Annotated in this window: 20 protein-coding genes, 1 tRNA gene and 1 pseudogene; 16 read left to right on the top strand and 6 right to left on the bottom strand. The window is 74.3% G+C overall.

Annotation, left to right across the window (positions count from 1 at the left end):
- Positions 1-38: 38 nt before the first annotated feature.
- Positions 39-533, bottom strand: coding sequence for a MarR family winged helix-turn-helix transcriptional regulator (locus tag ACFVVU_RS14890; protein ID WP_380686090.1), 495 nt, complete (start codon positions 531-533; stop codon positions 39-41).
- Positions 534-643: 110 nt separating this feature from the next.
- Between ACFVVU_RS14890 and ACFVVU_RS14885 the strand changes: the two genes are divergently transcribed.
- Positions 644-1,507: a methyltransferase domain-containing protein gene (locus ACFVVU_RS14885; RefSeq protein WP_387790134.1), complete on the top strand. Its 864-nt coding sequence runs from the start codon at positions 644-646 to the stop codon at positions 1,505-1,507.
- Between the two features lie 22 nt (positions 1,508-1,529).
- On the opposite strand, the gene ACFVVU_RS14880 is transcribed toward ACFVVU_RS14885, so the two are convergent.
- Together ACFVVU_RS14880 and ACFVVU_RS14875 are read right to left on the bottom strand one after the other, a co-directional pair.
- Positions 1,530-2,132: a TetR/AcrR family transcriptional regulator gene (locus ACFVVU_RS14880; protein ID WP_350551889.1), complete on the bottom strand. Its 603-nt coding sequence runs from the start codon at positions 2,130-2,132 to the stop codon at positions 1,530-1,532.
- Positions 2,133-2,305: 173 nt separating this feature from the next.
- Positions 2,306-3,379 carry an acyl-CoA desaturase gene (locus ACFVVU_RS14875; protein ID WP_387790132.1) on the bottom strand — a complete coding sequence of 358 codons (1,074 nt, stop codon included), beginning with the start codon at positions 3,377-3,379 and terminating at the stop codon, positions 2,306-2,308.
- A 244-nt stretch (positions 3,380-3,623) separates the two neighbouring features.
- On the opposite strand from ACFVVU_RS14875, the gene ACFVVU_RS14870 reads away from it, so the two are divergent.
- The 8 genes from ACFVVU_RS14870 to ACFVVU_RS14835 all read left to right on the top strand — a co-directional run bounded on the left by ACFVVU_RS14870 (position 3,624) and on the right by ACFVVU_RS14835 (position 10,062).
- Positions 3,624-3,697 (top strand) — tRNA-Gln (locus ACFVVU_RS14870).
- A 172-nt stretch (positions 3,698-3,869) separates the two neighbouring features.
- Complete coding sequence (gene glmU / locus ACFVVU_RS14865; RefSeq protein WP_387790131.1) at positions 3,870-5,339, top strand: bifunctional UDP-N-acetylglucosamine diphosphorylase/glucosamine-1-phosphate N-acetyltransferase GlmU; 1,470 nt, start codon at positions 3,870-3,872, stop codon at positions 5,337-5,339.
- 202 nt (positions 5,340-5,541) lie between these two features.
- A complete protein-coding gene (locus tag ACFVVU_RS14860; protein ID WP_380686098.1) occupies positions 5,542-6,519 on the top strand; it encodes a ribose-phosphate diphosphokinase in 978 nt (325 codons plus the stop codon).
- 286 nt (positions 6,520-6,805) lie between these two features.
- Positions 6,806-7,396 carry a 50S ribosomal protein L25/general stress protein Ctc gene (locus ACFVVU_RS14855; RefSeq protein WP_380686100.1) on the top strand — a complete coding sequence of 197 codons (591 nt, stop codon included), beginning with the start codon at positions 6,806-6,808 and terminating at the stop codon, positions 7,394-7,396.
- A 108-nt stretch (positions 7,397-7,504) separates the two neighbouring features.
- The gene (gene pth / locus ACFVVU_RS14850) at positions 7,505-8,086 is read left to right on the top strand and encodes an aminoacyl-tRNA hydrolase (RefSeq protein ID WP_380689892.1); all 582 of its coding nucleotides are present in this window, start codon (positions 7,505-7,507) and stop codon (positions 8,084-8,086) included.
- Positions 8,087-8,312: 226 nt separating this feature from the next.
- On the top strand, positions 8,313-8,585 hold the full coding sequence (locus tag ACFVVU_RS14845; RefSeq protein ID WP_380689894.1) for a hypothetical protein: 273 nt from the start codon (positions 8,313-8,315) through the stop codon (positions 8,583-8,585).
- 123 nt (positions 8,586-8,708) lie between these two features.
- Positions 8,709-9,245, top strand: coding sequence for a SigE family RNA polymerase sigma factor (locus tag ACFVVU_RS14840; protein WP_380689896.1), 537 nt, complete (start codon positions 8,709-8,711; stop codon positions 9,243-9,245).
- Complete coding sequence (locus tag ACFVVU_RS14835; RefSeq protein WP_387790128.1) at positions 9,235-10,062, top strand: hypothetical protein; 828 nt, start codon at positions 9,235-9,237, stop codon at positions 10,060-10,062. Before ACFVVU_RS14840 ends, ACFVVU_RS14835 begins: the two co-directional genes overlap by 11 nt.
- A 103-nt stretch (positions 10,063-10,165) precedes the next feature.
- Here ACFVVU_RS14835 and ppc read toward each other — a convergent pair whose 3' ends face one another.
- The gene (ppc, locus tag ACFVVU_RS14830; RefSeq protein ID WP_387790126.1) at positions 10,166-12,964 is read right to left on the bottom strand and encodes a phosphoenolpyruvate carboxylase; all 2,799 of its coding nucleotides are present in this window, start codon (positions 12,962-12,964) and stop codon (positions 10,166-10,168) included.
- A gap of 332 nt (positions 12,965-13,296) precedes the next feature.
- Here ppc and ACFVVU_RS14825 point away from each other — a divergent pair, with 332 nt between their 5' ends.
- Positions 13,297-14,568 carry a sensor histidine kinase gene (locus ACFVVU_RS14825; protein WP_387790124.1) on the top strand — a complete coding sequence of 424 codons (1,272 nt, stop codon included), beginning with the start codon at positions 13,297-13,299 and terminating at the stop codon, positions 14,566-14,568.
- A gap of 12 nt (positions 14,569-14,580) precedes the next feature.
- Here the strand turns inward: ACFVVU_RS14825 and ACFVVU_RS14820 are convergent, their stop codons facing one another.
- Both ACFVVU_RS14820 and ACFVVU_RS14815 read right to left on the bottom strand, forming a co-directional pair.
- Entirely contained in the window at positions 14,581-15,090 is a 510-nt protein-coding gene (locus ACFVVU_RS14820) for an SUKH-3 domain-containing protein (RefSeq protein WP_380684474.1), read from the bottom strand.
- Between the two features lie 116 nt (positions 15,091-15,206).
- Positions 15,207-15,671 carry a YwqJ-related putative deaminase gene (locus tag ACFVVU_RS14815; RefSeq protein WP_380684473.1) on the bottom strand — a complete coding sequence of 155 codons (465 nt, stop codon included), beginning with the start codon at positions 15,669-15,671 and terminating at the stop codon, positions 15,207-15,209.
- A gap of 380 nt (positions 15,672-16,051) precedes the next feature.
- Between ACFVVU_RS14815 and ACFVVU_RS14810 the strand changes: the two genes are divergently transcribed.
- From ACFVVU_RS14810 to ACFVVU_RS14785, 6 genes and pseudogenes are all read left to right on the top strand, one after another.
- Positions 16,052-17,209: a Gfo/Idh/MocA family protein gene (locus tag ACFVVU_RS14810; protein WP_380684472.1), complete on the top strand. Its 1,158-nt coding sequence runs from the start codon at positions 16,052-16,054 to the stop codon at positions 17,207-17,209.
- Entirely contained in the window at positions 17,206-18,186 is a 981-nt protein-coding gene (locus tag ACFVVU_RS14805; protein ID WP_380684471.1) for an NAD-dependent epimerase/dehydratase family protein, read from the top strand. Before ACFVVU_RS14810 ends, ACFVVU_RS14805 begins: the two co-directional genes overlap by 4 nt.
- Positions 18,187-18,299: 113 nt before the next feature.
- A complete protein-coding gene (locus ACFVVU_RS14800; RefSeq protein ID WP_387790122.1) occupies positions 18,300-19,448 on the top strand; it encodes a DegT/DnrJ/EryC1/StrS family aminotransferase in 1,149 nt (382 codons plus the stop codon).
- A 104-nt stretch (positions 19,449-19,552) separates the two neighbouring features.
- The gene (locus tag ACFVVU_RS14795) at positions 19,553-20,668 is read left to right on the top strand and encodes a DegT/DnrJ/EryC1/StrS family aminotransferase (protein ID WP_387790120.1); all 1,116 of its coding nucleotides are present in this window, start codon (positions 19,553-19,555) and stop codon (positions 20,666-20,668) included.
- 143 nt (positions 20,669-20,811) lie between these two features.
- Positions 20,812-21,813, top strand: a complete 1,002-nt coding sequence (locus tag ACFVVU_RS14790) for an SMI1/KNR4 family protein (protein ID WP_380684468.1) — start codon at positions 20,812-20,814, stop codon at positions 21,811-21,813.
- Positions 21,814-21,897: 84 nt separating this feature from the next.
- A pseudogene (locus ACFVVU_RS14785) lies at positions 21,898-23,107 on the top strand (hypothetical protein); the annotation flags it as partial.

Raw genomic sequence — 23,107 nt, 5'->3', positions numbered from 1 at the left:
TGCCTGCCGGGGTGCCGCCCGTCCGCGGGCCCCGTCGGCTACGGGATGTTGTCGAAGGGCGCGACCAGCTGCCGCAGCAGGCCGGCGAGCTCGCCCCGCTGGGCGGAGGTCAGCTGGGCGAGCAGTTCGCGCTCGTGCGCGAGCAGCCCGGCGAGCGCCTGGTCGGCGCGGTCGCGCCCGTCGTCGGTGAGCCGGACCAGGACGCCGCGCCGGTCGTCCGGGTCGGGCAGCCGTTTGACCAGGCCCTTGCCGGTGAGCCGGTCGATCCGGTTGGTCATGGTGCCGGAGGTGACCAGGGTCTGGGTGAGCAGCTGGCCGGGGGAGAGCTGGTACGGGGCGCCGGCCCGCCGCAGCGCGGTCAGCACGTCGAACTCCCAGGGCTCCAGTCCGTGCTCCGCGAAGGCGGTCCGGCGGGCGCGGTCGAGGTGGCGGGCGAGCCGGCTGACCCGGCTGAGCACTTCGAGCGGTTCCACGTCGAGGTCGGGGCGCTCCCTGCGCCACGCTGCGACCAGCCGATCGACCTCGTCCTCCATGACGATCAGTGTATCGGGGGTTGTGTCGATGTGAAGTCTCTTGACATCGAGAAATCCAGTACCGAAGCTGGCATGGATATCTTGATGTCGAGATACTTATGAGGCCGATCATGACCGACCCCGTCTGGGACCCCGAGCAGTACCTGCGCTTCGCCGACGAACGGACCCGCCCGCTGCGCGACCTGCTCGCCCGGGTCCCGGCCCTCCCGCACGAACCCGCCCCGACCGTGCTCGACATCGGCTGCGGACCCGGCAACTCCACCGCCGTCCTGCGCGAGCGCTGGCCCGCCGCCCGGATCACCGGGATCGACAACTCCGCCGAGATGCTCGCCGCCGCCCGCGCCGAGGGCGAGCCGGGCTCCGACTACCTGCTCGCCGACGCCGCCGACTACGACCCGGCCCCGGCGGCGCCCGACGCGATCGTCTCCAACGCCGCCCTGCAGTGGATCGGCTTCGGGACGGGCGACCGGACGCAGCAGGGACCCTCCTCGCCGAAGGCGGGCGCGGCGGGACGGACCGAGGGGCACATCGGGCTGCTGCCGCGCTGGGCGCAGGCGCTGAAGCCCGGCGGGGTGATCGCCTTCCAGGTGCCCGGCAACTTCGGCTCGCCCAGCCACACGGCGCTCGCCGAACTGCGCCGCAGCCCCCGCTGGCGGGCCGTCCTCGGCGCGGACGCCACCCGGTCCGGCGTCCACGAGCCCGGCGCCTACCTGGACGCGCTGGCCGGTGCGGGCTGCTCCGCCGACGTCTGGGAGACCACCTACAGCACCCTGCTCACCGGGCCGGACCCGGTGCTGGAGTGGGTCAAGGGCACCGCCCTGCGGCCCGTCCTCACCCGGCTCGGGGAGCGGACCGAGCGCGAGGCCTTCCTCGCCGAGTACGGCGCGCTGCTGCGCGAGGCCTACCCGGCCGGGCCGCACGGCACCGTCTTCCCGTTCCGCCGGATCTTCGCCGTCGGGGTGAAGCGGCGCTAACCGGGCCTTCGGGCCGGCGGGCTCAGGCCTTGCGCTCGCCGACCAGCTTGGGGTGCCGCTCCATCCCCTCCAGGCCGTGCCAGGCCAGGTTCACCAGGTGGGCGGCGACCTCGGCCTTCTCCGGCTTGCGCACCTCCAGCCACCACTGGCCGGTCAGCGCGACCATCCCGACCAGCATCTGCGAGTACATCGGGGCGAGCCGGGCGTCGAAGCCGCGCGCCTTGAACTCCAGGCCCAGGATGTCCTCCACCTGGGTCGCGATGTCGCTGATCAGCGAGGCGAAGGTGCCCGTCGACTGGGCCACCGGGGAGTCCCGGACCAGGATCCGGAAGCCGTCCGTCGAGGTGTCGATGTAGTCCATCAGCGCGAACGCCGCCTGCTCCAGCAGCTCGCGCGAGTGGCCCCCGGTCAGCGCTCCGGTCACCATGTCCAGCAGCAGCTGCATCTCGCGGTCGACCACCACCGCGTACAGCCCCTCCTTGCCGCCGAAGTGCTCGTACACCACCGGCTTGGACACCCCGGCCCGCTCGGCGATCTCCTCCACCGAGGTGCCGTCGTAGCCGCGCTCGGCGAACACCGTGCGGCCGATCTCCAGCAGCTGCTCCCGGCGCTGCTTGCCGGTCATCCGCACCCGGCCACCCCGCCGGCGCGGCGCCGGCGCAGCGCCGTCCGCCCCGGCGGCGGCACGCGGACGGGCCTGCGCCGGACCGGGCGCGGCGTCCGTCCGCATGCTCTGGTGGCCGCCTGTGCTGTCTGCGCTGCTCCCGTTCACCCCTACATCATGCTGCAGGTGCGCCCTCATGCGGCGCGGCGGGCGGCGATCCGCTGCGCGTCCGGCCAGCGGACGTCCCGGACCCAGCCCGCCAGCTCGAACCAGCGGATCAGCCGGGCCGAGGAGTCGATCTGGCCGCGCAGGACGCCGTGCCGGGCCGAGGTGGGGTCGGCGTGGTGCAGGTTGTGCCAGGACTCGCCGCAGGAGAGCACGGCCAGCCACCAGACGTTGCCGGAGCGGTCCCGGGAGCGGAACGGCCGGCGGCCCACCGCGTGGCAGATCGAGTTGATCGACCAGGTGACGTGGTGCAGCAGCGCGACCCGGACCAGCGAGCCCCAGAAGAACGCGGACAGCGCGCCCTGCCAGGAGAGCGTGACCAGCCCGCCGACCAGCGGCGGCAGCAGCATCGACAGGGCGGTCCAGAGCCAGAACAGCCGGGAGATCCGCCTTATGGCCGGGTCGCGGACCAGGTCGGGGGCGTACTTGAGCTGCGGGGTCTGCTCCTCGTCGAAGAGCCAGCCCATGTGGGCCCACCACAGGCCCTTGAGCAGCGCGGGCACGGTCTCGCCGTAGCGCCAGGGCGAGTGCGGGTCGCCGTCCTTGTCGCTGAACCGGTGGTGCTTGCGGTGGTCGGCCACCCAGCGCACCAGCGGGCCCTCGATCGCCAGCGAGCCGGCCACCGCGAGGGCGATCCGCAGCGGGCGGTTGGCCTTGAAGGCGCCGTGGGTGAAGTAGCGGTGGTAGCCGACGGTGATGCCGTGACAGGTGAGGAAGTACATGACGGTGGCGATCGCGACGTCGGTCCAGCCGAGTCCCCACCCCCAGGCCACCGGGACGGCGGCGACCAGGGCGGCGAAGGGCACCGCGATGAACAGGGCGAGCGCGATCCGCTCGGCGGCGCCCTGCCGCTCCCCGCCGCGGGTGGCGGAGAGCAGCCGCGGCTCGTCCCCGGCGTCCGGGGTGTCGGCGACGGCCGTGGGGGCGGCCGCGGGGGTGGGTGCGGGGGTGGGTGCGGACGGGTCGGGGGCGTCGGGTCCGGGGGCGGAGGAGTCGAGGGGGCGCGCGGAATCGGCGTGCGCCTCGCCGGCCTGGATGGTCATGGGCGTCCCTTGAGGGGGGAGAGGACGGAGCCTACGTTGGCGTAACCTACGGAATCGTAGGTTGCGCTCCGCCACCGAGGGAATACGCCGCCGGGCGGCGCTTGAGTGAATTCACCCGACTGGATGGATGACATCCGGAACGCGGCGGGGGCCCCGGTGGGCCGGGCCGAGGAGGTAGATGTGACGGCCCGTACCCCGTAGTCTTGGCGGAGCGCGTCCCCGGAAGCGGGGGCGGATGCGCCGGTCCCGGATCGTCTAAGGGCAGGACAGCTGGTTTTGGTCCAGCTTATGGGGGTTCGAATCCTCCTCCGGGAGCCATCTGCGGGCCGGTCGGCCCGGGCTCGTGGGCGGCTGCCGCGCGGCGGCTCCCGGGGTCGCGGAAGCGGAATTGCTCCGCGCACTATCCTCGAAGCGGCCGCGGCGCCGACGTGCGGGTCCCGCCACCGGCCGCTCTGCCCTCCCCGTGTAACCGAATGAGGAGCCTCCCCCCGTGAGTGCCAATTCGCCTGCCGCCGTTGTCGTGCTCGCCGCCGGTGGCGGGACCAGGATGAAGTCGAACAGCCTCCCGAAGGTGCTGCACGAGGTGTGCGGGCGGTCGCTGGTCGGCCACGCGGTGGCGGCGGCCGAGGAGTTGACGCCGGGCCGGCTGGTCGTGGTGATCGGCCACATGCGGGAGAAGGTCGCCGAGCACCTGGCGGCGCATCACCCGGGCGCCCGCGCCGTGGTGCAGGAGGAGCAGAACGGCACCGGGCACGCGGTGCGCACCGCACTGGAGGCGCTGGCGGCCGACGGGGTCGAGCTGGACGGCACCGTGATCGTCACCACCGGCGACGCGCCGCTGCTGACCGGCGGCACGCTGGGCGCGCTGGCCGGGGCGCACGCCGAGCAGGGCAACGGCGTCACCGTGCTGACCGCGGTGGTGCCGGACCCGTTCGGCTACGGGCGGATCCTGCGTGACGAGGCGGACGGCGCGGTCGCGGCGATCGTCGAGGAGAAGGACGCCTCGGACGCCCAGCGGACGATCGACGAGATCAACTCCGGCGTGTTCGCCTTCGACGCCAAGCTGCTGGTGGACGCGCTCGCCGAGGTCACCACGGACAACTCGCAGGGCGAGGAGTACCTGACCGACACCCTGGAGATCCTGCGCCGGGCCGGCCACCGGGTGGGCGCCGTGGTCGCCGCCGACTACCGGGACATCCTCGGCATCAACGACCGGGTGCAGCTCGCGCACGCCCGCCGGCTGCTGAACGACCGCCTGCTGGAGCGGGCGATGCGGGCCGGGGTGACCGTGGTGGACCCGGCGACCACCTGGTTCGACGTCCAGGTCTCCTACGAGCCCGACGCGGTGGTCCTGCCCAACACCCAGCTGCAGGGCGCCACCCACCTCGGCGAGGGCTGCGAGGTCGGCCCCAACTCGACGATCAAGGACACTCGGATCGGCGCCGGAGCCCGTGTGAGCAACACCACGGCGGACCGCGCCGAGGTCGGCGAGCTCGCCACCGCCGGCCCGTACGCCTACCTGCGGCCGGGCGCCCGGCTGGCCCGCGGGGCCAAGGTCGGCACCTACGTCGAGGTGAAGAACTCGGAGCTGGGCGAGGGCGCCAAGGTGCCGCACCTCTCCTACATCGGCGACGCCACGATCGGCGAGGGCACCAACGTCGGCGCCGCCTCGGTCACCGTGAATTACGACGGCGTCAACAAGCACCGCACGGTGATCGGTGCGCACTGCCGTACCGGATCCGACAACATGTTCATCGCGCCGGTGACGGTGGGCGACGGCGCCTACACCGCGGCCGGCTCGGTGATCACCAACGACGTGCCGGCCGGCGCCCTCGGGGTCGGCCGGGCCCAGCAGCGGAACATCGCCGGCTGGGTGGGACGCAAGCGCCCCGGCAGCTCGTCGGCGCAGGCCGCGGCGGCCGCGACGGAGCGCGACGAGCGGCCCGCGACGGAGGCCTGAGCGGGCGGGCGGAGGTCCGGTGGACGGTCCCGGGGCGGACGGTTCGCGCGCGGGCGCGTAACCTTGGGGTCATACGTGCGCCATTGGGCCTACCGCCCGTGTCCAGGCGTACCGACAATTCCCCCGACCCTTCACGCCGGCTGGCGACGCCTGCCCGCGGTGCGGACGGGATCGGTGTCAGCAACGCGAGGAGACGGTGGCAGTGAGCGGGATCACGACGTCGGGCGAGAAGAAGCTGAAGCTCTTCTCCGGCCGTGCCCACCCGGAGCTGGCGAAGGAGGTGGCCGAGTCACTGGGGACCGAACTGGTTCCGACCAAGGCCCTGGACTTCGCCAACGGTGAGATCTACGTCCGCTTCCTGGAGTCGGCCCGCGGTGCCGACTGCTTCGTGATGCAGAGCCACACGGCTCCCATCAACCAGTGGATCATGGAGCAACTGATCATGATCGATGCTCTGAAGCGGGCCTCCGCCCGGAGCATCACCGCGATCCTCCCGTTCTACGGGTACGCCCGCCAGGACAAGAAGCACCTGGGCCGCGAGCCCATCTCCGCCCGGCTGGTCGCCGACCTGCTGCGCCAGGCCGGTGCCGACCGGCTGATGGCCGTGGACCTGCACACCGCGCAGATCCAGGGCTTCTTCGACGGCCCGGTCGACCACCTGTTCGCGCTGCCGCTGCTGGCCGACTACGTGGGCGAGCGGGTCGACCGCGACAAGCTCACCGTGGTCTCCCCGGACGCCGGCCGCGTCAAGGTGGCCGACCAGTGGTGCGACCGGCTGGACGCGCCGCTGGCGATCATCCACAAGCGCCGCGACATGACCCAGGCCAACACCATCCTGTCGGCCGAGGTCGTCGGTGACGTCAAGGACCGGGTCTGCGTCCTGGTCGACGACATGATCGACACCGCCGGCACGATCTGCGCCGCCGCCGACGCGCTGTTCGAGGCCGGTGCCGCGGACGTCCTGGTGGCCGCCACCCACGGCGTGCTCTCCGGCCCGGCCGCGGACCGGCTGAAGAACTCCCGGGTCAGCGAGTTCGTGTTCACCAACACGCTGCCGACCCCGGCCTCGCTCCAGCTGGACAAGATCACCACGCTGTCGATCGCCCCGTCCATCGCCGCCGCGATCCGCGAGGTGTTCGAGGAGGGCTCGGTCACGAGCCTCTTCGAGGGCGTGCACTGACCAAGCCCCGTGCGTGCGGCCCCGGTTCCGGAAGGACCGGGGCCGCCGCCGATTTCGCGAGAGGGCGCCGCTCCGGTTAGACTCGTGAAACTGCTCGGCGAGGGATGCCGTGTGCCCGCTCCGCGGGTGCCCGCTCCGTGATCGACGCGCTGCCGGCTCCGGAATCCCCCGGTTCCCGGCAGAGGTCGTGCGCCGCCGAGTGACCCCCGAACGTTATGAGGGTGTGGTCCCGGCGGTTTTTCGCGTTGCCTGCACCCCCGCGCCAGCTTTCACGAGGAGTGCAGTCGTGTCCGAGATCCGCCTTGCCGCCGAGACCCGTACCGAGTTCGGCAAGGGTGCCGCCCGTCGCGCCCGCCGTGCCGGCTTCGTCCCCGGTGTCGTCTACGGCCACGGCCACGCGCCGGTTCACCTGAACCTGCCCGGCCACGACCTGATGATGGCCCTGAAGACCCCGAACGCCCTGCTGGTCGTCCCGATCGAGGGCAAGGACGAGTACGTGCTGCCCAAGGCCGTCCAGCGCGAGGCCATCAAGCGCACCATCGAGCACGTCGACCTGCTGCTGGTCAAGCGCGGCGAGAAGGTCACCGTCGAGATTCCGGTCCACACCGAGGGCGAGCTGGCCCCGGGCGGCAACCTGCTGGAGCACGTCCTGCAGGCCCTGCCGGTCGAGGCCGAGGCCACCCACCTGCCCGAGGCCGTCACCGTCTCGGTCGAGGGTCTGGAGGCCGGCGCCTCGATCCACGCCAAGGACATCGCCCTGCCGAACGGCGTCTCGCTGGCCGTCGAGGCCGACGCCGTCGTGCTGCAGGTCATCGCCGCCCAGGCCGCCCCGGCCGAGGACGAGGCCGCCGAGGCCGAGGCCGGCGCCGAGGCCTGAGCCTCACGCACAGTCTGAGACCGCTGCCCCGGTCGCTCCCGCTGGAGCGGCCGGGGCAGCGGCGTGTCCGGGATGATGGCGGTGAACATGACCACGAGGAGCGGTGGGATGAACGACGAATCGTACGAAGGCCCCTGGCTGGTGGTGGGGCTGGGCAACCCCGGGGAGCAGTACGCCCGGAACCGGCACAACATCGGGTTCATGGTGGTGGACCTGCTGGCCCAGCGGATGGGCGCCAAGTTCAAGGCCCACAAGAGCCGGGCCCAGATCGCCGAGGGGCGGCTTTCGGGCCGACGGGTGGTGCTGGCCAAGCCGATGTCGTTCATGAACCTCTCCGGCGGGCCGGTCACCGCGCTGCGCGACTTCTACAAGGCGCCGGTCTCCGCGCTGGTGGCCGTCCACGACGAGCTGGACATCGACTACGCGGCCCTGCGGCTGAAGCTGGGCGGCGGCGACAACGGGCACAACGGGCTGAAGTCCATCACCAAGTCGCTCGGCCCGGAGTACCACCGGGTGCGGTGCGGGATCGGCCGTCCGCCGGGCCGGATGGAGGTCGCGGACTTCGTGCTGAAGGACTTCTCCGCCACCGAGCGCAAGGACCTGGAGTGGTTCGTGGACCGCTCGGCGGACGCGGTGGAGGCACTGCTCTCCGAGGGCCTGGAGCGGGCCCAGTCGACGTACAACTCCTGACCCGCGGTCACGGCCCCCGCCCCGGGTGAAGGGCGGTGGTCCGGATGCGCAACGGTCGTACAACTCTTGGCAGGCCAAACCTGAATACCTGTGAGAAATCTGTGCGGATCGGATAGCGTCAAGGCCAGTACGCGAACGGGTTGGGGAGTTCTCGATGCGGAGTTTGCGGCCGGTCCGGCGGCTTCGGCGGATCCGGGTGGTTCGGCTGGGAAGGCTCGGACGACGGGTGGGTACGGCGGGTGCACTGGGCACCGCGGGCGTGCTCGGCGCTGCCGGGATGCTGCTGGGCGCGGCCGGCACCGCGCACGCCGACTCGGTGGCGGAGCCCGATCCGGGTGTGGTGTCCCCGGAGCCCGTCTCGGCGCAGCTCGGCCCGGTGCTCGGCAGCGCGGTCGGCGGTGACGCCGGTCTGCTGGCCGTCGGCGGCGGGCTGGTCGTGGCGGCCGGCGGTGCGGCCCTGTGGGTCAAGCGCCACCGCGCGGGCGAAGCGGGGGAGTGAGCACGGAAACGTGACGGAGGGGCCGGGGACCGAGCTGATCGGTGTCCGGCCCCTCCGGTGTTCCCAGCGGTATCTTTTCCGGCGCGTGTCACCCGTTTCCGGTCTCCTGTGCGTCTGGTCGGTATGAAGCGCGAATCCATGCGGCCGGGGGGCTTCACCGAGGGCACCCGGCGGGATGATCCGTTCGACGAGTTCATCGCGGCGCGGTACCAGGTCCTGCTCCGCGCCGCGTTCCTGATCACGGGGGACGTCCACGACGCGCGGGATCTGCTGCACGACGCCCTGTCCCGGGTGTACGTCCGGCGCGGTGCGATCCGCGACCCGGGTGCGGCCGAGGCCTACGTCCGCCGGGCGATGGTCCGCACCCACGTCTCGCGGTGGCGGCGCACCCGCCGGGAGGTGCTGACCTCGCTGCTGCCGGACTCCCCGGTGGCCGCGGTGGACCCCGGGGACGAGGAACTGGAGGGGGCGCTGCGGTCGCTGCCGCCCCGTCAGCGGGCGGCGGTGGTGCTCCGGTACTACGCGGACCTGTCGGTGGCCCAGGTGGCCGAGGAACTCGGCTGCTCGACCGCGACGGCGAAGACCCATCTGGCGCGCGCGATGAAGACGCTTCGGCAGGAACTGGCGCTGGCGAAGGAGACCGTGGGCCATGGTGGTTGAGAACGGGGACGACCGGATTGGCGCGGGCGGTGCCGGGGACGGCTTCGAGGAGGCACTGGTCGTCCGGCTCGGGGCGCATGTGCAGGGGGTCGGGGGAAGCCCGCCGCTGGCGACCCTGCGGGCCGCGGGACGACGCCGGGCCCGTCGGGGTGTGCTGCGCCGGGTGGCCGCGGGGGCGGCGGTGCTGCTGGTCGGGGTGGGGGCGCTGACGCAGCTGGAGTCCTCTGCGGGCGCCGGACCGGCGGAGCCGGCCTGGGCCGGTGAGAGCGGGTCCGACGACCCGGGCGGACCGGGGGGCGTCTGCCAGTACGGGCCCGCCACGCTCCGCGCGTTCACCTGGCAGCAGATCCCCAACCTGGAACCGACTCCCCCGCCCCGGGCGATACGTTCGAGCCTGGAGCGGAGCGCCCGCCACACCCGGGTGGTGGCCAACGCGGTCAGGAGCTTCGGCGAGAAGATGTACCCGGAGTCCTGGTTCGGCGCCTGCAGTGACCTGGGGACGAATACGGTCTACGTCATGCGGGCGCCGGGGAGCGACCTCGACACCGCGCTCGCGAAGGCCGTCCCGCACCCGGGTGTCACCCTTGAGTTCGTGGACGTGGCCGGCTCGCGGAAGTACTACGACGCCATGGCGGGGTTCATCAAGTCGACGGATGTCGCCTACTGGGCCGAGCGGAACGTGACGATCTCCGATGTCCGGATCTCGGAGGACGGCACCGGACTGATCGTCTTCACCGAGCAGGCCGAGGCGGCCCGCGCGGAGATCCTGGCCCGGTACGGGGCGGAGCTGGTGATCGAGGTGAGGCCGCGCTACTGACGGGCGCACAGGGAGAGAGCACGGGGGACACGGGGGCGAAGGGCCCCGCGGCGGGTGCCGCGGGGCCCTTCGGTGTCTGTTCCGGCGGAACCCCGCCGCCCGGTCAGCCGGTGTTGCGCAGGCCGGCGGCGATGCCGTTGACGGTCAGCAGCAGCGCCCGGGCCCGCAGCGGGTCCTCGTGGCGGCCGGTGGCGGCCTCCTCGCGCTGCCGGCGCAGCAGCGCGACCTGGAGGTAGGAGATCGGGTCGAGGTAGGCGTCGCGGACGGCGAAGGTCTGCTTGAGCACGGGGTTGTGCTCAAGCAGCTCGTTCTCCCCGGTGAGGCGGAGCACCTCGCGCAGGGTGAGGTCGTGCTCGGCCTGGATCTGCTCGAAGACGTGGTGCAGCTCGGCGGGCACCAGCTGCTCGACGTAGTGGCGGGCGATCCGCAGGTCGGTCTTGGCCAGCGTCATGGCGACGTTGGAAAGGAAGTTGCGGAAGAAGTGCCACTGGCCGTACATCTCGTCGAGCACGTCGCCCAGGCCCGCCTCGCGGGCGGCGGCCAGGCCGGCGCCGACGCCGTACCAGCCGGGCACGATCTGGCGGGACTGGGTCCAGCCGAACACCCACGGGATGGCCCGCAGGCCGTCCAGGCCGGCGCCGGAGTCGGGGCGGCGGGACGGGCGGGAGCCCAGGTGCAGCGAGGCGAGCTGGTCGACCGGGGTGGCGGCGAAGAAGTACTTCGGCAGGTCGTCCTGCTCGACCAGGGCCCGGTAGGAGGTGTGCGCGGCCTCGGAGACCCGGTCCATGGCGGCGTCCCAGCGGGCCAGCTCCTCGGGGGCCTGGCGCGGGGCGGTGTGCAGCGCGGAGGCGGCCAGCGTGGCGGAGAGGGTCAGTTCGAGGTTCTCCCGGGCCAGCGAGGGCAGCAGGTACTTGTCGGAGATGACCTCGCCCTGCTCGGTGACCTTGATCTCGCCCTCCAGGGTGCCCCACGGCTGGGCCAGGATGGCCTCGTGCGAGGGGCCGCCGCCGCGGCCGACGGTGCCGCCGCGGCCGTGGAAGAGCCGCAGCCGGATGCCGTAGCGGTGGGCGACGTCGCGCAGCCGGCGCTGGGCGCGGTGGATCTCCCACTGGGAGGTGGTGATGCCGCCGAACTTGGAGGAGTCGGAGTAGCCGAGCATGACCTCCTGGACGTCGCCGCGCAGCGAGACGAGCAGCCGGTAGGAGGGGTCGGAGAGCATCTCGTCGAGGATCCGGTCGGCCTGCTGCAGCTCGTCGGTGGTCTCCAGCAGCGGCACGATGCCGATCTTGGCGATCCCGGCGTGCAGGTCGATCAGGCCGGCCTCACGGGCCAGCACGGTGGCGGCGAAGACGTCGTCGGCGCCCTGGCACATCGAGATGATGTACGACTCGACGATCTCGTCGCCGAAGCGCTCGAAGCCCTCGCGGATGGTGGTGAAGACGCCGAGGGTCTTGGCGCCGGCGGAGTCCAGCGGGGCCGGGGTGGGGGCGAGCGGGCGGCGCGAGCGCAGCTCCTTGGCGAGCAAGCGCTGGCGGTACTCGCGGGGCATGTCGGCGTAGCGCCAGGCTTCCTCGCCGAGCCGGTCGAAGAGCTGGCCGAGCGCGTGGTGGTGGGCCTCGGCGTGCTCGCGCACGTCCATGGTGGCGAGCTGCAGGCCGAACGCCTCGATGGTGCGGATGGCGCGGGCGAGCCGGCCGTCGGCGATCAGCTCGCCGCGGTGGGCGCGCAGCGAGTCCTGGATCATCCGCAGGTCGGCGATCAGTTCGCGGGTGCCGAGGTAGTCGCGGCCCTCGACGTGCGGGGTGCCGCCGGCCAGGCGCTCGCGGGTGTTCTCCAGCTTGAGCCGGATGCAGGTGGCCTTGAGACGGTACGGCTCCTCGGCGTTCATCCGCTTGTAGCGCGGGCTCAGTTCGGGGAGCAGGTGGAGGTCGTTGTTGAGCGAGGCGAGCAGTTCGACGGAGGCGCCGGCCAGCCGCTCCGAGGTGGAGAGGGTGCTGCGCAGGTCGTCGATGGCGGCGAGGGCGTCCTTGATGCCGTACTCGTGCTGGAGGTTGAGGACGTCCCAGGTGACCTGCGGGGTGACGTTGGGGTTGCCGTCCCGGTCGCCGCCGATCCAGGTGCCGAAGGTGAGCGGGCGCACGCCGTCGGGCAGTTCCAGGCCGACCCGGGCGAGTTCCTCGTGCAGCTCCTCCAGGACCTGCGGGACGGCGTCGCGGTAGAGCTCGTCGAGGTAGTAGACGGCGTTGCGGGCCTCGTCCGTGGGCTCCGGGCGGGCGATGCGCAGCTCGTCGGTCTGCCAGAGCAGGTCGATCACCTCGGCGAGGCGGCGGTCGGCCTGGCGGCGGGCGGAGCTGGTGCGGGCCGGGTCGGCCTGGGAGAGGCCGGCGGCGATCTCCTCGCGGTGGATGCGGTCGAGCAGTTCGCCGATCCGGCGCAGCTTGTTGAGGACGCTGCGGCGGGCCGCCTCGGTCGGGTGCGCGGTGAAGACCGGCCGGACGGCGAGGTGGGTCAGGGTGTCCTTGAGGTGCTTGGCGTCGGCCTCGGCCAGCTGGTCGGCGGTCTGCGCGAGCAGCGAGCCCTCGCGGGCGCGGCGGGTGGCGAACTCGCGGCCGCGGTGCACCTGCTCGGTGACGTTGGCGAGGTGGAAGTAGGTGGAGAAGGCGCGCACCAGCTTGGCGGCGGTCTCCAGATCGATGTCGGAGAGCAGTTCGGCGGTGGCCTCGCCGTTGGTGCGGCTGAGCAGCCGGACCTGTTCGACCAGGCCGAGCAGCTGGGGACCTTCCTGGCGGACCAGCGTCTCGCCGAGCAGGTCGCCGAGGCGACGGATGTCCGCGCGCAATGCGGCGTTGTCGGCGACCACGGGGGTCGGGTTGTCCGCCTGGCTGGGGACCGGAGCGGTCACGGCTGGCTCCCTCGGGGTGGTGGGGTGTTCGGCAACGGCTCATCGTCACAGGGCTGCCCCGCGTGTGGCGGGTGTGACGCGTGCGGACCGCGCTGTCCGACGCGACCAGCATAGGTGTCGGCCGGGGCGCTGTCCGCGAAGTGGCCGGATGGCGGACAGCCATGCCCCCGGACCGTATGTGGTCTGGACCACTTGGGGCCGGTCCGCGGCCGGTCCGCGGTCGGTCCGGGAGGCGTCCGGGGGCGTCCGGGCCGGGGACCGGGCGGCGGCCGGGCGGGTTCTCGGCGCGACCCGGTGGGGACGGGCCCGGGGCGCGCCGTAGTCTGTGGGGCATGAGCAAGTCGCCTGGGGAGCGCACGCGGGACCGGTCGTCGTTCTTGTGGTGGCAGCGGCGGCGCAGCGCCCTCCTGGACGCCGGGCTCGCCGCCCTGGCGGCGCTGGAGTGCGCCGGCAGTTCGATCGCGAACGTCGGCAGCCGGGTCCACCTGGGCGCGGCGGCGGAGATCGTGCTCGGGGTGTTCGCCGCGATGGCGGGCGCGAGCCTGGTGCTGCGGCGGCGCTGGCCGGCCGTCCCGGTGGTGGTCGCGCTGCTGGTGATGCCGGCCGTGCCCGGCATGGTGCTGCTGCTGGTGGCGCTCTTCACACTGGCCGAGACCTGGGAGTGGCCCTCGCGCCGCCGGCGGGTGGTGGCGCTCTCCGCGCTCGCCTACGCCGAGGCGGCCGGGGTGATCCTGATGTCGATGCTCAACCCCGGTGAGTCGGTGACCGACCAGCCGCCGTTCTGGGGCCAGCTGGTGTTCTCGCTGCTGGTGGCGGCCGGCGCGACCGCGGCTCCGGTGGTGACCGGCCTGTACGTCGGCGCGCGGCGGCGGCTGATCGATTCGCTCCAGGACCGCGCGCACGGCCTGGAGGCCGAGCTGGACCTGCTGGCCGAGCAGGCCAGGGAGCGCGCCCGCCGGGCCAGGCTGGAGGAGCGCACCCGGATCGCCCGCGAGATGCACGACGTGGTCGCGCACCGGGTCTCGCTGATGGTGGTGCACGCCGGGGCGCTGGAGCGGATCGTCGTCAAGGACCCGGAGAAGGCGACGCAGAGCGCCAAACTGATGGGCGAGGTCGGCCGGCAGGCGCTCAACGAGCTGCGGGAGATCCTCGGCGTGCTGCGGATGTCCGACGAGAGCGCGCCGGAGCCGGACGTGCTGTCCGGGCTGCCGCGGCTGGTCGACCAGTCCCGGGCGGCCGGAATGGCCGTCACCCTGACCGTCAGCGGCAGCCGGCAGGAGTTCACCGGCGAGGCCGAGCAGACCGCCTACCGGGTGGTGCAGGAGGGGCTGACCAACGCCCACAAGCACGCCGGCGGCGCGCAGGTGTCGGTGCTGCTCGCCTACGCGCCGAACGGCGTGCGGGTGAGCGTGGTGAACGCCTGCCCGGGCGGTGAGCGGGCCGCCGCCGCGCTGCCCAGCGGCGGCAACGGGCTGGTCGGGATGCGCGAGCGGGTGGTCGCGCTCGGCGGCACCTTCTCGGCGGGGCCGGAGCGGGACGGCGGGTTCCGGGTGGAGGCGGTGCTGCCGTCCCGGCTGGCGGTCCGCCGGGACCGGCTGGTCTGAGTCCCCGGTCCGTCAGACCTCGTCGGCGGTGCGCAGCCGTTCCGGGGCGGTGCCCAGGACCAGCGCGCTGATCGCCTGGTCGACGCCGGGGCCGAGGTACCACTCGCCGGTGTGGTCCAGGCTGTAGACCCGGCCCAGCTCGTCGATCGCCAGCAGCGCCTGCCCGTACGACTCCTCGCCCAGCGGGGCGATCCGGACGTCCAGGGCGCGGCCCAGGTCGGCCAGGGTGCGCGGAAGGTGCAGGCCGCGCAGCGGGTCGATCAGGAACGGGGTGCGGGCCAGCTGCCGGCCGGGCCCGGTCAGGTCGAAGGCGAGGCCGCCGAACTCGGCCCAGGCCTCCACCGCCGCCGGGAACACCGCGTGCTGGACGCCGGCCGGGCTGCCGTGGCCGACCAGGGCGTCGGCCCACTCCTCGGCCTGCCGGATCTGCCAGCGCCCGGGGTGCCAGCCGGCCGCCTTGAGTTCGGCGGCGACGTCGGCCGGGAAGCGCGGGCGGGTCCGCGGCGCGGGACCGCCGAGCACGGCCGAGGGCGGGGACGGGGAGGGGGCGGGCGGATTCAGGACGGGCTCCGGTGGCTCGGGGACGGGGGCGGGCGGTGCGCCGCACGGCCGGCACGGGCGGCCGTCCGGCGGACCGGTCAGCCGGCGGTGGCCGGGCCGACCGCGACGCTCTGGACGGTGAAGTGCTCCAGCAGCGGAGCGCAGGAACGGCAGGGCGGCGCATGGGTGCCGTGCGCGGGATCGTGCTCCTCGCGGATCCGTACGGTGGTCAGCCGGGCGCCCTTGAGCGCCTTGCGGGCCTCGTGCAGGGTCATCGGCTTGCGGGCGGCGCGCTTGGAGCGCCGGCCGTCCACCGCCGTCAGGTACCGGGAGAGCAGGACCGCCTCCGGGCAGCGGCCGGTGAAGCGCTCGCGGTGCTCCGGCGGCAGCGCGTCGAGGAAGTCGCCGACCAGCGGGTGCAGGACCGGGCGGCGGTCCGACTTGTCGCCGGCCAGGGTCTGCACCTCGCCGCCCTTCAGCGAGAGCGCGGCGGCGACGGCGGGCAGCAGGCTGTCGCGGTGGTGGCGCAGCACCGGCGGCCCGGCCGGTTCCCCGGTGGTCATGGCGCGCCCTCCTCGTCGTCCCGCTGGTCGTTCGTCCGCCTCCCGCCCGGCCCTTCCGCCCGGCCCGGTGGTGGCACGGCTGTCAGGGGCCAGCCTGTCAAACGACACTGACAACCGCACATCCGGGGTGCGGAGGGCGGAGCCGACCGGCGGACGGGCACGGGACGTTGGCCGGATCGGCACGGCATCATCACGACTCGTCCCCGGTTTTCCCGAATCCGCCCCCGGTGGCCGCGGTGGCCGGTAGCGTTCCAGCAGCGAGCGAGGGGTCGGCCGGTCCGGTGGGGGTGCCGGGGGGAGACGGCAACGCCTGCGCTTGCCACGGCCGTTGGGGCCGCCGGGGCCGGGGGGCCCTGACGCCTAGCAAGGGGGGTCTTGCGATGACGGAAACCGCCAACGAGGCACCGGGCGAGCACGTGCCCACGCCGGGTACACCGCCGCAGCCGGTGCCCGCGCACCGGATCGGGATCGCGGTGGTCGGGGCCGGCTACTGGGGGCCGAACCTGGTCCGCAACGCGCAGCAGACACCGGCGCTGCGCCTGCACTGGCTCTGCGACCTGGACGAGGCGAAGTCCCGCCGGGTGCTCGGCGAGTACAGCACCGTCCGCGCCACCACCTCGTTCGCGGAGGTGCTGGCCGACGAACGGGTCGCCGCGGTCGCGGTGGCCACCCCGGCGGCCGCGCACTACCGGCTGGTCCGGGCCGCGCTGGAGGCCGGCAAGCACGTCCTGGTGGAGAAGCCGATCACCACCTCGGCCGCGGAGGCCGCCGAGCTGGTGGCGCTCGCCGAGCAGCGCGGCCTGGTGCTGATGTGCGACCACACCTTCTGCTACACCCCGGTGGTGCGCCGGATCCGGGAACTCGTGCACGGCGGGGAGATCGGCGACGTCCAGTTCTTCGACTCGGTGCGGATCAACCTCGGGCTGGTCCAGCCGGACGTCGACGTGCTCTGGGACCTCGCCCCGCACGACCTGTCGATCCTGGACTTCGTCCTGCCGCCGGGTGTCGAGCCCGTCGGCGTCTCCGCCCAGGGAGCCGACCCGATCGGCGCCGGCCGGGCCTGCGTCGCGTACCTGACGGTGCGGCTGAGCAACGGCGCGCTGGCGCACTGCCACGTCAACTGGCTCTCGCCCACCAAGGTGCGCACCACGCTGATCGGCGGCTCGCGGCGCACCCTGGTCTGGGACGACCTCAACCCGCAGGCCAGGCTCGCGGTCCACGACCGCGGCGTGGACCTCACCCCGCCCGACGAGCTGACCGACGCGATCCGCCACCAGGCGCTCATCTCGTACCGGGTCGGCTCGATGGTCGCCCCCGCCCTGGTCGAGCAGGAGGCGCTGCGCAACGTGATGGCCGAGTTCGCCGCCGCCATCACCGAGGGCCGCGCCCCGCTCACCGACGGCCGGGCCGGCCTACGGGTGCTCCAGCTGCTGGAGGCGGCCTCGCTCAGCCTAGAACTCGGCGGTGCCACCGTCCCGGTGGGCATCGGCCTCGACTCCGCACTGTCCGAAGCTCAGGAAAGGGCCGCCACCCGGTGAACGCTGTACAGATCGAGGGCTCCCGCTGCCTGGTGACCGGAGGGGCCGGCACTATCGGCTCCACCGTGGTCGACCAGCTGATCGAGGCCGGCGCCCGCGAGGTGGTCGTGCTCGACAACTTCGTCCGCGGCCGGACGGCCAACCTCGGTTACGCCCAGCGGATCGCCGCCCCCGGGCAGCTGCGCGTGGTGGAGGGCGACATCCGCGACCGCGCCCTGCTGCGCCGGCTGCTCGACCCGGGCACCGACCTGCTCTTCCACCTGGCCGCGATCCGGATCACCCAGTGCGCCACCGAGCCCAGGCTGGCACTGGAGGTCATGGTGGACGGCACCTTCGACGTGGTCGAGGCCGCCGCCGAGACGGGCGTCGGCAAGGTGGTCGCCTCGTCCACCGCCTCCGTCTACGGCCTCGCCGAGGTCTTCCCGACGCCCGAGACCCACCACCCCTACAACAACGACACCCTGTACGGGGCGGCCAAGGTCTTCAACGAGGGCCTGCTGCGCTCCTTCCACGCCATGGCCGGCCTGGACTACGTCGCACTGCGCTACTTCAACGTGTACGGGCCGCGGATGGACGTGCACGGCCGGTACACCGAGGTGTTCATCCGCTGGATGGACCGGATAGCCGCCGGCCGGCCGCCGCTGATCTTCGGCGACGGTGCCCAGACCATGGACTTCGTCTACACCGAGGACATCGCCCGGGCCAATCTGCTGGCCGCCGCCGCGCCCGTCACCGACCGGGTCTACAACATCGCCAGCGCGAGCGAGGTCTCGCTGCGCGGGCTGGCCGACGCGCTGCTCGGCGCGATGGACCGCACCGACCTGGGCGTCGAGCACGGCCCGGCCCGGGACACCGCCGGCGGCGTGGTCCGGCGGCTGGCGGACATCGGCGCCGCCGAGCGCGACCTCGGCTGGAAGCCCGAGCTGGGCCTCGACGAGGGCCTGCGCCGGCTGGTCGCCTGGTGGCGCGAGCAGTAACCGCGCCGTCGTTGCCGGCCCCCGTTCACGTCGCCGTCCCTCGTTCTTGTTCCCGTTCCCGTTCCTCGTCCCCTCGTACCGAGCACGCCCGAGTCAGCCTTCGGAGCACCCCTGTGTCCAGCAACCCCGTTCCGTCCACGATCCCGGTCATGGTGCCCTGGCTCGGCGAGGAGGAGGCCGAGGCCGCCGCCGAGGCGGTCCGCTCGGGCTGGGTGGCCCAGGGCCCCCGGGTCGCCGCGTTCGAGCGGGCCTTCGCCGAGCACCTCGGCGTCGAGCACGCGGTCGCGGTCTCCTCCTGCACCACCGCGCTGCACCTGGCGCTGATCGGCGCGGGCGTCGGGCCGGGCGACGAGGTGGTCGTCCCCTCGCTCTCCTTCATCGCCACCGCCAACGCCGTCACCTACGTCGGCGCGGTGCCGGTCTTCGCGGACGTCGACCCGGCCACCGGCAACCTCACCGCCGACACCGTCGAGCCGCTGCTCACCGCACGGACCAGGGCGGTGATCGCGGTCGACCAGGGCGGGGTGCCGGTCGACCTGGACGGCATCCGGGCCGCCGTCGAGCCGCGCGGAGTCACCGTCGTCGAGGACGCCGCCTGCGCGGCCGGCTCGGTGTACCGGGGCCGGCCGGCCGGCGCGGGCGCCGAACTCGCCGCGTACTCCTTCCACCCGCGCAAGCTGCTGACCACCGGCGAGGGCGGCATGGTCACCTGCCGGGACGGCGAAGTCGCCGCCCGGCTGCGGCGGTTGCGCGAGCACGGGATGAGCGTCTCGGCGGCCGACCGGCACGCGGCGGCCGGCGGCGCGAGCCTGCTGGAGACCTACGACGAGATCGGCTTCAACCACCGGATGACCGACATCCAGGCCGCCGTCGGCCTGGTGCAGCTGGGCAAGCTGCCCGCGATGGTCGCCCGGCGGCGCGAACTCGCCGCCCGCTACCGGGAGCTGCTGGCCGGCACCGGCCTGCGGCTGGTCGAGGATCCGGCGCACGGCACCACCAACTACCAGTCCTGCTGGGTGCTGCCGCCGGACGGTGCCCCGGAGCGCGCCGAGCTGCTGGCCCGGCTCGCCGGGGCCGGGGTCTCGGCCCGGCGCGGCATCATGGCCGCCCACCTGGAGGCCCCGTACAAGGGGACCGCCCGGGTGCCGCTGCCCGCCACCGAGCTGCTCACCCGGCGCTCGCTGATCCTGCCGCTGTACCACGCGCTGACCGAGGAGCAGCAGGACCGGGTGGTGGCCGCGCTGCGGGCCGCGCTCGGCTGAGGCCGCGGCCCGCCCGTTCGTCTGCTTGCCCGCTTGCCCGCTTGTTCGCTTGTCCGTTCGTCCGCCCGCCATTGCCCGCCGACCGGCCCAGGGGAGACCACAGGATGACCACCGACCAGCCCGTCCCGCTCGTCGACCTGGCGGCCGCGCACGCCGAGATCGAGGCGGAGGTCCGGGCCGGCTTCGACCGGGTGCTCGCGAGCGGCGGCTACGTCAAGGGACCGGAGGTGGCCGGCTTCGAGGAGGAGTACGCCGCCTTCTCCGGCGCCCGGCACTGCGTCGGCGCCGCCAACGGCACCGACGCCCTCGAACTGGCCCTGCGCGCCCTCGACCTGCCGCCCGGCGGCGGTGTGGTGCTGCCCGCCAACACCTTCGTCGCCACCGCCGAGGCCGTCCAGCGGGCCGGCCTGCGCCCGGTGCTGGTCGACGCCGACCCCGAGCACCTGCTGATCGACCCGGCCCGGGTCGCCGAGGTGCTCGCCGACGCCGTCGCGCTGCTGCCCGTCCACCTCACCGGCCAGCTCGCCCCGATGGCGCCGCTGCTCGAACTGGCCGGCGGACGGCCGGTGGTGGAGGACGCCGCGCAGTCCCAGGGCGCCCGGCAGGACGGCCGGGCCCTGCACGGCAGGATCGCCGCGACCAGCTTCTACCCCGGGAAGAACCTCGGCGCGTACGGTGACGCGGGCGCCGTCGTCACCGACGACGACGACCTGGCCGCCGCCGTCCGGCTGATCGGCGACCATGGCTCGGCGCGCAAGTACGCGCACGAGCGGTTCGGCTTCAACTCCCGGATGGACGCGCTGCAGGCCGTCGTGCTGCGGGCCAAGCTGCGCCGGCTGGCCGGCTGGAACGAGGCCCGGCGGGCCGCCGCCGCCCGCTACGACCGGCTGCTGGCCGGGCTGGACGGCGTGTCGGCGCCGCGCACCGCGCCCGGCAACGAGCACGTCTGGCACCTGTACGCGGTCCGGGTGGGCGCCGGCCGCGGGCGGCGGGACGCGCTGCTCGCCGCGCTGAACGCGGCCGGGATCGGCGCGGGCGTGCACTACCCGGTGCCGGTCCACCTGCAGCCGGCGTTCCGGCACCTCGGGCACGGCGAGGGCGCGTTCCCGGTCGCCGAGCGGGCCGCCGGGGAGCTGCTGACGCTGCCGCTCTACCCGCAGATCACCGCCGGGCAGCAGGAGCGGGTGGTGGAGGCGCTGGCCAAGGCACTCGCGGCCTGAGCCGCGGCGCGCGCCGTCCCCGTACCGCTCGCCCCGGGTCGCGCGCGGGCGTGCCGGGCGGGGGGCCGGGTCGCGCGCGCACCCCCTACGCTGGTTGCCGACAGGCGCACCGAGAACATGCAGCAGCCAGTGGGGGCTCCCAGATGACGACAGGTCGGCCCGGCGTCGCCGCCGCACCGAACGCGGCGTACGCAGGTCAGGTGGTGCACTTCCCGGACCCGGTCCGTGCGGAGCGGCACCCCGCCGGGGTCCGGGTGGACGAGTACGGCTACCCGGACTTCGGCCCGTACGCCGCCGCGGCGGCCGAGGTCGCCGACCCGCCGGCCGGCTTCGGCGTCGACGAGCTGCGGCTGACCGACTACGTCTCGGCCAACGTCGCGCAGTTCACCCAGGGCCATCCGCTCTGGGCCGACCTGGAGACCGCCGTCGCGACCCCGCCCGGCTGGACCTGGCACCACGCGGTCGGCCGCGCCGCGCCCGGATGGCGGCGGATGGAGCTGGTTCCGGTCGAGGTCAAGGCGCTGCTGCGGCACCACGGCGGCCTGGCGACCTCCTCCGCCGACCACGCGCGCCGCGGCACCCGGCCGTTGCAGGAGAAGCGGCCGGTGCACTTCTCGCTCGCCAAGGACGGCGGCGACCCGATCGGCGTCTCCGAGGACCTCGTGCAGCGGGCCGAGGAGCGGCTCGGGTACCGGCTGCCCGGCGCCTACCGCACCTTCCTCAAGCTCGGCGGCGGCCGCGCCCCGGTCGGCGTGGCGCTCGACGCGGAGCTCGGGCTGCTGCTCGACCAGCCGTTCCTGACGCTCACCGAGGAGTACGGCACCACGGACGTCGTCTACGCCAACAAGTGCCTGCGCGACCACCTCACCAAGGACTACCTGGGCATCGCCTACGCCCAGGGCGGCATCGTGGCGCTGAAGGTGCGCGGCGAGCGGACCGGGTCGGTCTGGTTCTGCCTCTACGACGACGCCCGGGACACCGGTGCGCCGGAGGCGGCCGAGGACCGGGTCGGGCGGCTGCTGCTGCCCTGCGGGGAGGACTTCGACGACTTCCTGCTGCGGCTGGCGGGGAGCCCGGCGGAGCTGGAGACGGTGGCCGGGCTGATGGTGGACGGCGGCTTCGCCCGTGCCGTCCCGGTGGGCTGACGTGGCGGCGTCGGGCCGTGCGGCCCGGACGGTCGCCGAGGGCGTGGAACGAGCGGGGACGATGGGGACAGGGGTGAACCGGGCGTGGTGACGTACGCGCAGGCGCATGAGCTCGCCGAGGAGTGGATCAACGGCGGGGTGCTGCGGGAGCGGCAGCGCGAGGTGCGGGTCCGGGAGTTCGACCTGGGCTTCGTCTGCTGGGCGGTGCAGCCGGGTGACGGCGCGGCGCCCGCCGAGGGGGAGGCCCGGCTGGTGATCGCCCGGGACTCCGGCGCGAGCACGCTCTGGCCCGCACTGCCCGTCAACGAGGTGGTCCGGCAGTACGAGGAGGCCTACGGGCGCCCGGTCGCGGCCAATCCGGCCGGTGCGGCCCGGCCCGCGCCGGGGCCGGTCGAGGCGACGTCCTTCCTGCTCAGCCCGCCGCAGTGGCTGCAGGAGGCCGGTGCGGCGGCGCTCGCCGCGGAGGCGGAGCAGCTGGGGACGGGGGCTCCGCCCGTCGAGCCGGCCGCCGAGCCGGTTGTCCGGGCCGCCGAGCCGACCGTTGCACCGGTGGCGCCGCCGGTTCCGCCCGCGCCGCCGGCCGCCCCGGTCATGCCGCCCGCCGCTGCGCCGGGTGCCGCTGTGCCGGGTGCCGCACCGGGTGCCGGGCCCGTCGCCGCCGAGCACGGGGAGCCGCCCGCGCCCGCCGTCCTGACCACGCCGCCGGTCTCCGAGCGGCCCGCCGGGGACGCGCCGACCATGCTCGCCCCGCCGCCCGGCCACCGGGAGCCGGCCGCCGCGCCCGCCCCGCGTGCGGAGGTCGAGGCGGCCACCGTGCTGCTGCCCGAGGGCGGTCTGCCGGGGCTGGCGGGTCTGCCGGGTGCGCCCGGCGGTCCGGGCACGCCCGCGCCGGGGACGCCGGTGCCGCCGCAGGGCGCGCCCGTCCCGCCGCAGGCGCCGGCCGTGGAGCCCGCGCCGACGCTGCTGGCGCCGCCGGACGGTCCGCCGGGCATGGCGGGGCCGGCTGGTCTGCCGGGCGCGCCCGTCCCGTCGCCGGCCGTACCGCCGGCCGCGCCGTCGGTGGAGCACGCCCCGACCATGCTGGCCTCGCCCGACGGCCTGCCCGGCCTGGCGGGCCTGCCCGGCGCGCCCGCGCCCGGTGCTCCGGTGCCGCCGCCCGCCGACGCGCCGGCCGGTGGCCGCAACCCGGCGTCCGCCCCGCCGCCGCCCCCGCCCGCGGGTCTGCTCGGCGGCCCGTCCGGTCCCGGCGCGGGCTCCGCTCCCGTCGGCCTCGGCCGCAACCCCGCGTCCGCCC

It is taken from the genome of Kitasatospora sp. NPDC057965 (genome assembly GCF_042887135.1).
Classification (GTDB): Bacteria; Actinomycetota; Actinomycetes; order Streptomycetales; family Streptomycetaceae; genus Kitasatospora.
Note: the sequence above shows the minus strand (reverse complement) of the source record. Positions and strands in the feature narration are given on the sequence as shown.